This window comes from Klebsiella sp. JN_Kp127 (genome assembly GCF_040062505.1).
Lineage (GTDB): Bacteria > Pseudomonadota > Gammaproteobacteria > Enterobacterales > Enterobacteriaceae > Klebsiella > Klebsiella quasipneumoniae.
In genome coordinates, this window is the sequence record NZ_JBEAHS010000052.1 from 80,391 (window position 1) to 92,230 (window position 11,840).

Below are 11,840 nucleotides of genomic sequence, written 5' to 3' on the forward strand. Positions count from 1 at the left end.
TTTTACACTGTACAGTTGATCTGAAGTCCGTCTGACACTACGAGGTGCACCATTTTTACCCGAGTCGCTAATTTTTGCCGTAAGGTGCTAAGCCGTGAGGAGCGCGAGGCAGAAGCCGCCGTCGAACCAACGCCTATGACGGTGATCCCGCGTGAGCAGCATGCTATTTCCCGCAAAGATATCAGTGAAAACGCCCTCAAGGTCATGTACCGCCTCAACAAGGCGGGCTACGAGTCCTGGCTGGTCGGCGGCGGCGTCCGCGACCTGCTGCTTGGCAAAAAGCCAAAAGATTTTGACGTCACGACCAACGCCACGCCGGATCAGGTGCGTAAGCTGTTCCGCAACTGCCGTCTGGTCGGGCGCCGTTTCCGCCTCGCGCACGTGATGTTCGGGCCGGAAATCATTGAGGTCGCTACCTTCCGTGGCCATCACGAAGGACACACTACCGATCGCGTCACCTCCCAGCGGGGCCAGAACGGCATGCTGCTGCGCGATAACATCTTCGGCTCGATCGAAGAGGACGCCCAGCGTCGCGACTTCACCATTAACAGCCTCTATTACAGCGTGGCGGACTTTACCGTGCGCGACTACGTCGGCGGCATGAAGGATCTGCAGGACGGCGTGATCCGCCTGATCGGCAATCCGGAAACCCGCTATCGCGAGGATCCGGTACGCATGCTGCGCGCGGTGCGCTTCGCCGCCAAGCTGGATATGACCATCAGCCCGGAAACGGCCGAACCGCTGCCGCGGCTGGCCGCCCTGCTCCACGACGTGCCGCCGGCGCGCCTGTTCGAAGAAGTGCTCAAGCTGCTGCAGGCCGGGCATGGCTATCAGACCTACCTGCTGCTGCGGGAATACAACCTGTTCCAGCCGCTGTTCCCGACCATCACCCGCTACTTTACCGAGCGCGGCGATAGCCCGATGGAGCGGATCATCAACCAGGTGCTGAAGAACACCGACACCCGCATTCATAACGACATGCGCGTTAATCCGGCCTTCCTCTTCTCGGTGATGTTCTGGTATCCGCTGCTGGAAACTGCGCAAAAAATCGCTCAGGAGAGCGGTCTGGCGTACTATGACGCCTTCGCGCTGGCGATGAACGACGTACTGGACGAAGCCTGCCGTACGCTGGCGATCCCTAAGCGCATCACCACCCTGATCCGCGATATCTGGCAGCTGCAGCTGCGCATGTCCCGTCGCCAGGGCAAACGCGCCTGGAAGCTGATGGAGCATCCGAAATTCCGCGCCGCCTACGATCTGCTGGAGCTACGCGCCGGCGCTGAAAACAACGGCGAACTGCAGCGTCTGACCAAATGGTGGGGCGAATTCCAGGTCGCCGCGCCGCCGGCGCAAAAAGATATGCTCAACGACCTCGGGGACGATCCGGCGCCGCGCCGTCGCCACCGCCGTCCGCGCAAGCGCGCGTCGCGCCAGGGTAACGCATGACCCTGGTCTATATCGCCCTCGGCAGTAACCTCGCTTCGCCACTGGCGCAGGTGCAGGCGGCCATCCGCGCCCTGGGCGAAATACCTTACAGCCGCGTGGTGAACGTCTCTTCGTTCTACCGCACGCCGCCGCTGGGCCCGCAGGATCAGCCGGACTATCTCAACGCCGCCGTCGCGCTGGAAACCACGCTGGCCCCCGAGGCGCTGCTCGATCACACCCAGCGCATTGAGCTGCAGCAGGGTCGGGTGCGCAAAGCCGAACGCTGGGGGCCGCGCACCCTCGATCTCGATATTATGCTGTTTGGCGATGCGGTCATTAACAGCGAGCGTCTGACCGTTCCGCACTACGATATGAAAAACCGCGGCTTTATGCTCTGGCCGCTGTTCGAGATCGCCCCGGACCTCCGCTTTCCTGACGGCCCTGCGCTGCGTACCGTACTGGATGATCTCGGCGCGACAAAGCCCGCTATCTGGTAATTCCCTCTCCTTTTTTAGCATTTACGGCGATCGTCGTAATCGGTTGCCCAAAATCATTGCCCCTCTAAATGCTGCTGTTAGAATGCCGGTTAATATGACTTTCATCATCAGGAAATGTTATGAAACCGACCACCATTGCCCTGCTGCAGAAATGCAAACAGGAAAAGAAGCGCTTTGCCACCATTACCGCCTACGACCATAGCTTCGCGAAGCTGTTCGCCGATGAAGGCATTAATGTGCTGCTGGTGGGCGACTCGCTGGGAATGACGGTGCAGGGTCACGACTCCACCCTGCCGGTCACCGTGGAAGATATCGCCTATCACACCCGCGCCGTCCGCCGCGGCGCGCCGAACAGCCTGCTGCTCGCCGACCTGCCGTTTATGGCCTACGCCACGCCGGAGCAGACCTTTGAAAATGCCGCCATCGTGATGCGCGCCGGCGCCAATATGGTCAAACTCGAAGGCGGCGCCTGGCTGGCCGAGACCGTGAGGATGCTGGCGGAACGCGCGGTGCCGGTTTGCGGCCACCTCGGCCTGACGCCGCAGTCGGTGAACGTATTCGGTGGCTATAAAGTGCAGGGCCGCGGCGATGCGGCGCAGACCCTGTTTGAAGACGCGTTAGCGCTGGAAGCGGCAGGCGCGCAGCTGCTGGTGCTGGAGTGCGTCCCGGTCGCCCTGGCGAAACGCATCACCGAAGCCCTGACCATTCCGGTGATCGGCATCGGCGCGGGCAACGTCACCGATGGGCAGATCCTGGTGATGCATGACGCTTTCGGCATTACCGGCGGCCACATTCCGAAATTTGCCAAGAATTTCCTTGCCGAGGCGGGCGACATCCGCGCCGCGGTGCGGCAGTATATTGCCGAAGTCGAATCCGGGGTCTATCCGGGAGAAGAACACAGTTTCCATTAAGGAGTCTTGTTGTGCTGATTATAGAATCCGTGCTGCTGCTGCGTCAGCATATCCGCCGTCTGCGTCAGGAAGGCAAGCGTATCGCGCTGGTCCCGACGATGGGCAACCTGCATGATGGTCATATGAAGCTGGTTGATGAAGCCAAAGCCAGCGCGGACGTGGTGGTGGTCAGTATTTTCGTCAATCCGATGCAGTTTGACCGCGCCGATGACCTGGCGCGCTACCCGCGCACCCTGCAGGATGATTGCGAAAAGCTGAACAAGCGTCATGTCGACTTTGTCTTCGCGCCGACGCCGGCGGAAGTCTACCCGCAGGGCACCGAAGGCCAGACCTACGTCGACGTCCCCGGCCTGTCCACTATGCTGGAAGGCGCCAGCCGTCCGGGCCATTTTCGCGGCGTGTCGACCATCGTCAGTAAGCTGTTCAACCTGGTTCAGCCAGACGTCGCCTGCTTTGGCGAGAAAGACTTCCAGCAGCTGGCGCTGATCCGCAAGATGGTTGCCGACATGGGCTACGATATCGATATTATCGGCGTGCCGATCGTCCGCGCGAAGGATGGCCTGGCGCTGAGCTCGCGTAACGGCTATCTGACCGCCGACCAGCGCAAAATCGCCCCCGGTCTGTATAAAGTGCTGAGCGCGGTGGCGGAAAAACTGGCCGCCGGCGACCGTCAGCTCGACGAGATCATCGCTATCGCCGAGCAGGAGCTGAACGAGAAAGGTTTCCGCGCCGACGACATTCAGATCCGCGATGCCGACACCCTGCTTGAGCTGACCGACGCCAGCCAGCGCGCGGTGATCCTGATGGCCGCCTGGCTCGGTCAGGCCCGCCTGATCGACAACCAGATCGTCACGCTCGGTCAGTAGACAGCGGGTAAAAATCGGGCAATACTTGCCCGGGCTTTTCTCAGGGCGGACGTCGTGTCCGCTCTGCTACATTAAGGTTGAAGGGTAGAAGTTATGATGCGTAATATGCTGCAGGGCAAGCTCCACCGCGTAAAAGTGACGCAGGCTGACCTGCACTATGAAGGTTCCTGCGCCATTGACCAGGATTTCCTGGATGCGGCCGGTATTCTGGAGAATGAGACCATTCACCTCTGGAACGTCACCAACGGTAACCGTTTCTCCACCTACGCCATTGCCGCCGAGCGGGGTTCCAGAATCATCTCCGTTAACGGCGCCGCCGCGCACTGCGCCAGCGTCGGCGATATCCTGATCATCGCCAGCTTCGTCACCATGTCTGACGAAGAGGCGCGCCGCTGGCAGCCCAACATCGCCTACTTCGAAGGCGACAACGAAATGAAGCGCCAGGCGAAAGCGATTCCGGTGCAGGTCGCCTGATGACCACGGCGCTGCGCTCAGGCGCAGCGCCGAAGTTTACCCCTGAGGCTGGTTACTGATCAGCCGCGACATCGTCTCCAGCGAATCCGTGCGTAAGATATATAACCGCTTTAGCAGAAACGGATTGTCCCCCGGCTTCACCTTCCCACGCACCGTCGTCACCGCCATATGAAACCCGGCGTCATTCGCCGCCTGCACCGCCGTGGCGTTATAGCCGCCGAAGGGATAGGAAAGGTAGAGCACATGTGGATTAAACTGGCTCAGCGCCCGGCGCGAACGGGCAAAATCAAACAGAATATTATGGTAATTGCGGCTGAATAAGATCGGCCGCCGGCCGGCGTCCACCCGGTGCAGGAAGTGGGTATGCGACTGAATGTCAAAGACGTCCTGGATCTGCCGGAGCTCAGAAATGCTCATGAACTGCAGCGATTTCGGATCCCATTGCTGCGGATGACGCTTGATGCGCGAAGAGATAATAAAGGCGGTGGCGTGGAAGCCATACTGTTTCAACACCGGATAGGCGTAGCGGTTTACCGATTTCAAACCGTCATCGAAGGTAATGGCGACTGCCCGCGCCGGAAGGTTAATTTTATTGCGCACGTAGCCTTCCAGCTGATACAGGGTCAGCGTGGTATACCCCTGATCCCGCAGCCAGGTCATCTGGTTATTGAAGGCGCGTACCGAGGTGGTGGTCGAGGTATGGCGGAAACGGGTATTCTCTTCGTCACGCAGAATATGGTGATAGGTCAGCACGGGGATCCCGTTATCCTCCTGCGCATCCAGACTGCTGACCCACGCCAGCCGATCGCCAATGCGGATCTGAAACCAGGTCTGATTGAGGCGGTCTTTCAGCTTGCTGAGGATCGGATAGCGCAGATTATTGGCCAGCGTGCCGAACGGCGCGCTGCTCACTGAGGGAGCGTCATAGAGCGGTGTATCTTTCCAGGTGAGTAAATTCTGGTTACTCAGCGGCTTATTGAGATCCCCCAGACGGTCCTCCACCCGCTGCTTACCCTGCACTGGCTCCAGATGGCCCTTGTCAATAAACCCGGTGCCGAAGCCGAAGCGAAACTCATAGTAATCAGCCGCCGTCGGGACAACCGCGAGGATCTGCCCGGCACGCACATTGCCCACGCTGACCACATGGTTCCCCACCTGCGCCCAGATCACCGCGTCTTCGGTGGTTTGCATATAGCGCACAGGTTTGCCCTGCTGGCTAAGCAGACTGGCGGAGGCGCTGAGTGAGGTCAGTAAAAGAAGCAGAGTAAAAAATCGGACAAGCATGCGCATCGAACCGGTAAACCATCAACGGCGGTTATTGTAACAAAAGCGGCATCTGTCCCGCTGCTTAATTTCCAAAGGTATCATGACGCAACCGGAACGGGGGGTTCTTCTGCTGCTGATGCCACAGGCTGCTCACCATCGGCCCGCCCGCGCTGACGATAGCCTGGCGAAACGCCTCGCTGCTTAACGTATCCCGCAGCAGATACATTCGCTCAAGTAATGAATAGCTGACGCCGGAGATCACTTCGCAGTGGGTATGTTTGTGACTCATCAGCGCCGCGGCCCGATAAGGCGCCGCGCCGGTTCTGTCGGTTAGGAAAATGACCCCGTCCCCGGAGTCGGTGGCATGCAGCGCATCGCACATCATCCGGCTCAACATATTGCTGCTGAGATTGCGCCAGTAATTAACCGCCCGGCACTGGGCCAGCGGACCAAATTTTTGTTCAAGACGATCCAGCATCTCCTGCGCCAGCTCATCGTGGCAGGTAATGACCCAACCAAGCATGCTTCCCTCCTTAGCCAGCCAACAATGTAGCAAGGGGAAGATGGCGTATCGGTGATGGGGGTCAAAGATAAGCGGTTAGCGCTTCGCGTATTGGCGTCCGGAAGCGCTAACCGTGATGAGTATCAGCTACGCAGGCCGCGACCGCGCTGGATTAACGACCAGCAGAGAAGATAGAAGGCGACGATGAAGACCACCAGCACCGCAAAGGTGGTCACCAGCGGCACATCGTTGATACCGAGGAAGCCGAAGCGGAAGCCGCTGATCATGTAGACGATGGGGTTCAGATGCGACAGCCCCTGCCAGAACGGCGGCAGCAGGGTCAGCGAGTAGAACACCCCGCCGAGATAGGTCAGCGGCGTCAACACAAAGGTCGGGATCAGGCTGATGTCATCGAAGGTCTTGGCAAACACCGCGTTCAGCAGTCCGGCCAGCGAGAACAGCACCGCGGTGAGGAGCAGCGTCAGGGCGACAAACAGCCAGGAGTGAACCTGGAACGGCACAAAGAACAGCGACACCGCGGTCACCAGGATACCCACGCACAGCCCGCGCGCCACCCCGCCGCCCACGTAGCCGGCGATAATCACGTGCGTCGGCACCGGCGCCACCAGCAGCTCCTCAATGTTGCGCTGAAACTTGGCGCTGAAGAACGACGAGGCGACGTTGGCGTAAGCGTTGGTGATCACCGCCATCATGATCAGGCCCGGCACGATAAACTGCATGTAGGTAAAGCCATGCATCTCGCCGATGCGCGACCCGATCAGGTTACCGAAAATCACGAAGTACAGGGTCATGGTGATCACCGGCGGCACCAGCGTCTGCACCCAGATGCGCATAAAACGGTGGATCTCTTTGGTCCAGATGCTTTTCAGCGCGACCCAATAAAGCTGCATCATGCTGACTCTCCTTTTCGCTCATGCACCAGGGTGACAAACAGCTCTTCCAGACGGTTGGCTTTGTTACGCATACTCAATACCTGCACCCCCTGGGCGCTCAGCTGCGCAAAGACGCTGTTAATCCCCTGCTCGCGCAGGACCTCCACTTCCAGCGTCGAGGTATCGACCAGCTGATACTGGTAGCCCTCGAGCTTCGGCACCGGGCTTTTTGGCGCGAGGTCGAGAATAAAGGTCTCTGATTTCAGCTTCGACAGCAGCGCTTTCATCGAGGTGTTTTCCACCAGCGTACCGTGCTGGATGATGCCGATGTTGCGGCACAGCATTTCGGCCTCTTCCAGATAGTGGGTGGTCAGAATAATGGTGGTTCCGCGATCGTTGAGATCCTTGAGGAAGCCCCACATCGAGCGGCGTAGTTCAATATCGACGCCGGCGGTCGGCTCGTCGAGGATCAGCAGCTTCGGCTCATGCATCAACGCGCGAGCGATCATCAGGCGGCGCTTCATCCCGCCGGAGAGCATCCGCGCGCGTTCGCTGCGTTTTTCCCACAGATCGAGCTGTTTTAAGTACTTTTCGCTGCGGGCGATGGCTTCTTTACGCTCAACGCCGTAGTAGCCCGCCTGGTTAACGACGATCTGCTGCACGGTCTCGAACGGGTTAAAGTTAAACTCCTGCGGCACCAGGCCAAGCTGGCGCTTGGCGTTGACGACGTCTTTCTCCAGATCGTAGCCAAAGACATTGACCTGACCGGAGGTTTTGTTCACCAGCGAGCTGATGATGCCGATCGTCGTGGATTTTCCCGCCCCGTTCGGGCCCAGCAGGGCATAGAAATCCCCCGCTTCAACCTGCAGATCAATTCCCCGCAGCGCCTGAACCCCGCCGGGGTAGGTTTTTTTGAGCTGTTTTAATTCCAGAGCAATGGTCATTAAATATCTCTTCTCGTGTCATGACACGTCATTAACCCGCCTGACTGACGTTTGCGCTGTAGTGGCGCGGCCAGCGCATCTGCAGCCGGAAGTATCACGGGTTAAGATGGTTTTAAAAAAGGTGAGCTTACCCTATATTAGCGCAACGCACTTACTTGGTTACAGGCCGATAACGTCCATGAATGATATAGATACACTCATCAGCAACAATGCACTATGGTCAAAAATGCTGGTGGAAGAGGACCCCGGCTTTTTTGAGAAACTGTCGCAAACGCAGAAACCGCGCTTCCTGTGGATTGGCTGTTCTGACAGCCGCGTACCCGCTGAGCGACTCACCGGCCTGGAGCCAGGCGAACTGTTTGTGCATCGTAACGTGGCGAATCTGGTGATCCACACCGACCTCAACTGCCTGTCGGTGGTGCAGTATGCCGTCGATGTTCTCGAAGTCGAGCACATTATTATCTGCGGCCACTACGGCTGCGGCGGCGTACAGGCGGCGGTGGAGAACCCGGAGCTGGGGCTCATCGACAACTGGCTGCTGCATATCCGCGATATCTGGTTTAAACACAGCTCGCTGCTGGGGGAAATGCCGGAGGAGCGCCGGCTGGATACCCTTTGTGAACTGAACGTAATGGAGCAGGTGTACAACCTGGGACATTCGACGATTATGCAATCGGCGTGGAAGCGCGGACAGAAGGTGACCATCCACGGCTGGGCATATGGCATTCACGACGGACTGCTGCGCGATCTGGATGTGACCGCCGTGAGCCGGGAAACCCTTGAACAGCGCTATCGCCACGGGATCTCCAACCTCAAGATCAAGCACATCAACCACAAATAGCCTTCAGACTTAGCCACTCTGGCGCGCGCGCCAGAGTGGGATATCCCCTTACTCGTCCAGCAGGGTGACTTTGCCGATATACGGCAGATGGCGGTAGCGCTGAGCGTAGTCGATACCGTAGCCCACCACGAACTCGTCCGGAATGGTGAAACCGACGAACTCAACCGGAACATTCACTTCACGGCGGCTTGGTTTATCCAGCAGCGTACAAATGGCCAGCGACTTCGGCTCGCGCAAGCTGAGGATCTCACGCACTTTAGACAGGGTATTGCCGGAGTCGATGATATCTTCCACGATCAGAACGTCTTTACCACGGATGTCTTCGTCCAGATCTTTGAGGATTTTCACATCACGGGTAGTGGACATGCCGCTGCCGTAGCTCGAGGCGGTCATAAAATCGACTTCATGCGGCACCTGCACTTCACGGCACAGGTCGGCCATGAACATAAACGAGCCGCGCAGCAGCCCCACCAGCACCATTTCGCTGCCGCTGTCCTGATAATGTTCGTTGATTTGACGACCCAGTTCCGCGATGCGCGCTTTGATCTCGGATTCCGGGATCATCACTTCTACAGTATGTTTCATAAGACTAACCATTTGATTCTAAATATAAATCATCAAAGCCGCTGCTTTCGCCCCGACGATGACCGGCAAGCCATCCAGTATACCAGCAAAAAGAAATCTGCGGTGCAGGGATTAATAAAGCCATATTTGTGATTCCGATCACACTTGTTAAATCCTATAATTAATTGCAGTTAAAAAATTAACAAACACATGAGTAACTTTCTATGGCTGAAACAAAGTCTCAACAATCAAGGCTCCTGGTGACGCTGACTGCGCTATTTGCAGCGTTCTGCGGCCTCTATCTTTTAATCGGCGGAGCATGGCTGGTCGTGCTTGGCGGCTCCTGGTACTACCCCGTCGCCGGTCTGGTGATGCTGGGCGTGACCGTGATGCTGTTCCGCGGCAAGCGCGCTGCGCTGTGGCTGTACGCCGCGCTGCTGCTGGCGACCATGATCTGGGGCGTCTGGGAAGTCGGCTTCGACTTCTGGGCGCTGACGCCGCGTAGCGACATCCTCGTCTTCTTTGGTATCTGGCTGATCCTGCCCTTTGTCTGGCGTCGTCTGCCGGTGCCTTCCGCTGGCGCCGTAGGCGCGCTGGTCGTCGCCTTGCTGATCAGCGGCGGCATGCTGACCTGGGCCGGTTTTAACGACCCGCAGGAGATCAACGGCACTCTGAGCGCCGACGCCACCCCGGCGGCGCCGATCTCCAACGTTGCCGACGGCGACTGGCCGGCCTATGGCCGCAACCAGGAAGGCCAGCGCTTCTCCCCGCTGAAGCAGATTAACGCCGACAACGTGAAGAACCTGAAGGAAGCCTGGGTGTTCCGCACCGGCGACCTGAAACAGCCGAACGATCCGGGTGAAATCACTAACGAAGTGACGCCGATTAAAGTCGGCGACACGCTCTTCCTGTGTACCGCCCACCAGCGTCTGTTCGCGCTTGACGCCGCCTCCGGTAAAGAGAAGTGGCATTTTGACCCGCAGCTGAACGCCGACCCGTCGTTCCAGCACGTCACCTGCCGCGGTGTCTCGTATCACGAAGCGAAAGCGGATAACGCCCCTGCCGACGTCGTGGCCGACTGTCCGCGCCGCATTATCCTGCCGGTGAACGATGGTCGCCTGTTCGCAGTGAACGCCGACAACGGTAAGCTGTGCGAAACCTTTGCCAACAAAGGTATTCTCAACCTGCAGACCAACATGCCGGTGACCACGCCGGGCATGTATGAACCCACTTCCCCGCCGATTATCACCGATAAGACCATCGTGATTGCCGGCGCAGTTACCGATAACTTCTCTACCCGCGAGCCGTCAGGCGTGATCCGCGGCTTTGATGTGAATACTGGTAAACTGCTGTGGGCCTTCGATCCGGGCGCGAAAGATCCGAACGCCATCCCAAGCGATGAGCATCACTTCACGCTCAACTCACCCAACTCCTGGGCGCCTGCCGCCTACGACGCCAAACTGGATCTGGTCTATCTGCCGATGGGCGTGACCACTCCGGATATCTGGGGCGGTAACCGCACGCCGGAGCAAGAGCGCTATGCCAGCTCGATTGTCGCGCTGAACGCCACCACCGGTAAGCTGGCCTGGAGCTACCAGACCGTCCACCACGATCTGTGGGATATGGACATGCCTTCCCAGCCGACGCTGGCTGACATTGAAGTCAACGGCAAAACCGTGCCGGTCGTCTATGCTCCGGCGAAAACCGGCAACATCTTCGTGCTGGATCGCCGTAACGGCGAGCTGGTGGTCCCGGCCCCGGAAAAACCGGTTCCGCAGGGCGCCGCCAAAGGCGATTACGTCGCCAAAACCCAGCCGTTCTCCGATCTGAGCTTCCGTCCGAAGAAAGATCTGACCGGGGCGGACATGTGGGGCGCCACCATGTTCGACCAGCTGGTGTGCCGCGTGATTTTCCATCAGATGCGCTATGAGGGTATCTTCACCCCGCCATCTGAGCAGGGCACCCTCGTCTTCCCGGGTAACCTGGGGATGTTTGAATGGGGCGGTATCTCCGTCGATCCGAACCGTCAGGTGGCTATCGCCAACCCGATGGCGCTGCCGTTCGTCTCTAAACTGATCCCACGCGGCCCGGGCAACCCAATGGAGCCACCGAAAGATGCGAAAGGCTCAGGCACCGAGTCCGGCGTGCAGCCGCAGTACGGCGTCCCGTACGGCGTCACCCTGAACCCGTTCCTGTCACCGTTCGGTCTGCCGTGCAAACAGCCGGCCTGGGGCTATATCTCCGCGCTGGATCTGAAAACTAACGAAGTGGTATGGAAAAAACGTATCGGTACCCCGCAGGACAGCCTGCCGTTCCCGATGCCGGTTAAACTCCCATTCACCATGGGTATGCCGATGCTGGGCGGTCCGATCTCCACGGCGGGCAACGTTCTGTTCATCGGCGCGACCGCGGATAACTACCTGCGCGCGTACAATATGAGCAACGGCGAGAAGCTGTGGGAAGCCCGTCTGCCAGCCGGCGGTCAGGCCACCCCGATGACCTACGAAGTGAATGGCAAACAGTATGTTGTCATCTCTGCCGGCGGTCACGGCTCGTTCGGGACCAAAATGGGCGATTATATCGTCGCCTATGCGCTCCCGGATGAGGCGAAATAAAACGCAAAACGGCAACGAAAGTTGCCGTTTTTTTTTGTCTTT

General features: G+C 58.6%; 13 protein-coding genes. 7 read left to right on the forward strand and 6 right to left on the reverse strand.

The window, feature by feature from the left end:
• Positions 1–51 precede the first annotated feature (51 nt).
• The 5 genes from pcnB to panD all read left to right on the forward strand — a co-directional run bounded on the left by pcnB (position 52) and on the right by panD (position 4,173).
• Positions 52–1,446 carry a polynucleotide adenylyltransferase PcnB gene (gene pcnB / locus ABLV04_RS21160; protein WP_180266045.1) on the forward strand — a complete coding sequence of 465 codons (1,395 nt, stop codon included), beginning with the start codon at positions 52–54 and terminating at the stop codon, positions 1,444–1,446.
• Positions 1,443–1,922, forward strand: coding sequence for a 2-amino-4-hydroxy-6-hydroxymethyldihydropteridine diphosphokinase (gene folK / locus ABLV04_RS21165; protein ID WP_048296707.1), 480 nt, complete (start codon positions 1,443–1,445; stop codon positions 1,920–1,922). Before pcnB ends, folK begins: the two co-directional genes overlap by 4 nt.
• A 119-nt stretch (positions 1,923–2,041) precedes the next feature.
• The gene (gene panB, locus ABLV04_RS21170) at positions 2,042–2,833 is read left to right on the forward strand and encodes a 3-methyl-2-oxobutanoate hydroxymethyltransferase (RefSeq protein ID WP_023292010.1); all 792 of its coding nucleotides are present in this window, start codon (positions 2,042–2,044) and stop codon (positions 2,831–2,833) included.
• Positions 2,834–2,844: 11 nt separating this feature from the next.
• Entirely contained in the window at positions 2,845–3,699 is an 855-nt protein-coding gene (gene panC / locus ABLV04_RS21175) for a pantoate--beta-alanine ligase (protein WP_004204399.1), read from the forward strand.
• Positions 3,700–3,792: 93 nt separating this feature from the next.
• Positions 3,793–4,173, forward strand: coding sequence for an aspartate 1-decarboxylase (panD, locus tag ABLV04_RS21180; RefSeq protein ID WP_004204397.1), 381 nt, complete (start codon positions 3,793–3,795; stop codon positions 4,171–4,173).
• Positions 4,174–4,209: 36 nt separating this feature from the next.
• Here panD and ABLV04_RS21185 read toward each other — a convergent pair whose 3' ends face one another.
• The 4 genes from ABLV04_RS21185 to ABLV04_RS21200 all read right to left on the reverse strand — a co-directional run bounded on the left by ABLV04_RS21185 (position 4,210) and on the right by ABLV04_RS21200 (position 7,778).
• Positions 4,210–5,463, reverse strand: a complete 1,254-nt coding sequence (locus tag ABLV04_RS21185) for a polysaccharide deacetylase family protein (protein ID WP_023292008.1) — start codon at positions 5,461–5,463, stop codon at positions 4,210–4,212.
• Positions 5,464–5,521: 58 nt separating this feature from the next.
• Positions 5,522–5,962, reverse strand: a complete 441-nt coding sequence (locus tag ABLV04_RS21190) for a PTS sugar transporter subunit IIA (protein ID WP_023292007.1) — start codon at positions 5,960–5,962, stop codon at positions 5,522–5,524.
• Positions 5,963–6,084: 122 nt separating this feature from the next.
• Complete coding sequence (locus tag ABLV04_RS21195) at positions 6,085–6,855, reverse strand: ABC transporter permease (RefSeq protein WP_004204389.1); 771 nt, start codon at positions 6,853–6,855, stop codon at positions 6,085–6,087.
• Positions 6,852–7,778, reverse strand: a complete 927-nt coding sequence (locus ABLV04_RS21200) for an ABC transporter ATP-binding protein (protein ID WP_004204387.1) — start codon at positions 7,776–7,778, stop codon at positions 6,852–6,854. Before ABLV04_RS21200 ends, ABLV04_RS21195 begins: the two co-directional genes overlap by 4 nt.
• A gap of 178 nt (positions 7,779–7,956) precedes the next feature.
• Between ABLV04_RS21200 and can the strand changes: the two genes are divergently transcribed.
• On the forward strand, positions 7,957–8,619 hold the full coding sequence (can, locus tag ABLV04_RS21205) for a carbonate dehydratase (protein ID WP_004204385.1): 663 nt from the start codon (positions 7,957–7,959) through the stop codon (positions 8,617–8,619).
• Positions 8,620–8,667: 48 nt separating this feature from the next.
• Here the strand turns inward: can and hpt are convergent, their stop codons facing one another.
• Together hpt and ABLV04_RS21215 are read right to left on the reverse strand one after the other, a co-directional pair.
• Positions 8,668–9,204, reverse strand: a complete 537-nt coding sequence (gene hpt, locus ABLV04_RS21210; protein ID WP_180266001.1) for a hypoxanthine phosphoribosyltransferase — start codon at positions 9,202–9,204, stop codon at positions 8,668–8,670.
• Between the two features lie 4 nt (positions 9,205–9,208).
• Positions 9,209–9,328: a hypothetical protein gene (locus ABLV04_RS21215; protein WP_032426021.1), complete on the reverse strand. Its 120-nt coding sequence runs from the start codon at positions 9,326–9,328 to the stop codon at positions 9,209–9,211.
• Between the two features lie 79 nt (positions 9,329–9,407).
• On the opposite strand from ABLV04_RS21215, the gene ABLV04_RS21220 reads away from it, so the two are divergent.
• Positions 9,408–11,798: a glucose/quinate/shikimate family membrane-bound PQQ-dependent dehydrogenase gene (locus tag ABLV04_RS21220; protein WP_032455031.1), complete on the forward strand. Its 2,391-nt coding sequence runs from the start codon at positions 9,408–9,410 to the stop codon at positions 11,796–11,798.
• Positions 11,799–11,840: the final 42 nt, after the last annotated feature.

Coding starts and splice junctions, on each gene's coding strand:
- folK (WP_048296707.1), top strand. CDS start 1,443: ATGACCCTGGTCTATATCGCCCTCGGCAGTAACCTCGCTTCGCCACTG.
- panB (WP_023292010.1), top strand. CDS start 2,042: ATGAAACCGACCACCATTGCCCTGCTGCAGAAATGCAAACAGGAAAAG.
- panD (WP_004204397.1), top strand. CDS start 3,793: ATGATGCGTAATATGCTGCAGGGCAAGCTCCACCGCGTAAAAGTGACG.
- ABLV04_RS21185 (WP_023292008.1), bottom strand. CDS start 5,463: ATGCGCATGCTTGTCCGATTTTTTACTCTGCTTCTTTTACTGACCTCA.
- ABLV04_RS21190 (WP_023292007.1), bottom strand. CDS start 5,962: ATGCTTGGTTGGGTCATTACCTGCCACGATGAGCTGGCGCAGGAGATG.
- ABLV04_RS21195 (WP_004204389.1), bottom strand. CDS start 6,855: ATGATGCAGCTTTATTGGGTCGCGCTGAAAAGCATCTGGACCAAAGAG.
- ABLV04_RS21200 (WP_004204387.1), bottom strand. CDS start 7,778: ATGACCATTGCTCTGGAATTAAAACAGCTCAAAAAAACCTACCCCGGC.
- can (WP_004204385.1), top strand. CDS start 7,957: ATGAATGATATAGATACACTCATCAGCAACAATGCACTATGGTCAAAA.
- hpt (WP_180266001.1), bottom strand. CDS start 9,204: ATGAAACATACTGTAGAAGTGATGATCCCGGAATCCGAGATCAAAGCG.
- ABLV04_RS21215 (WP_032426021.1), bottom strand. CDS start 9,328: ATGGCTTTATTAATCCCTGCACCGCAGATTTCTTTTTGCTGGTATACT.
- ABLV04_RS21220 (WP_032455031.1), top strand. CDS start 9,408: ATGGCTGAAACAAAGTCTCAACAATCAAGGCTCCTGGTGACGCTGACT.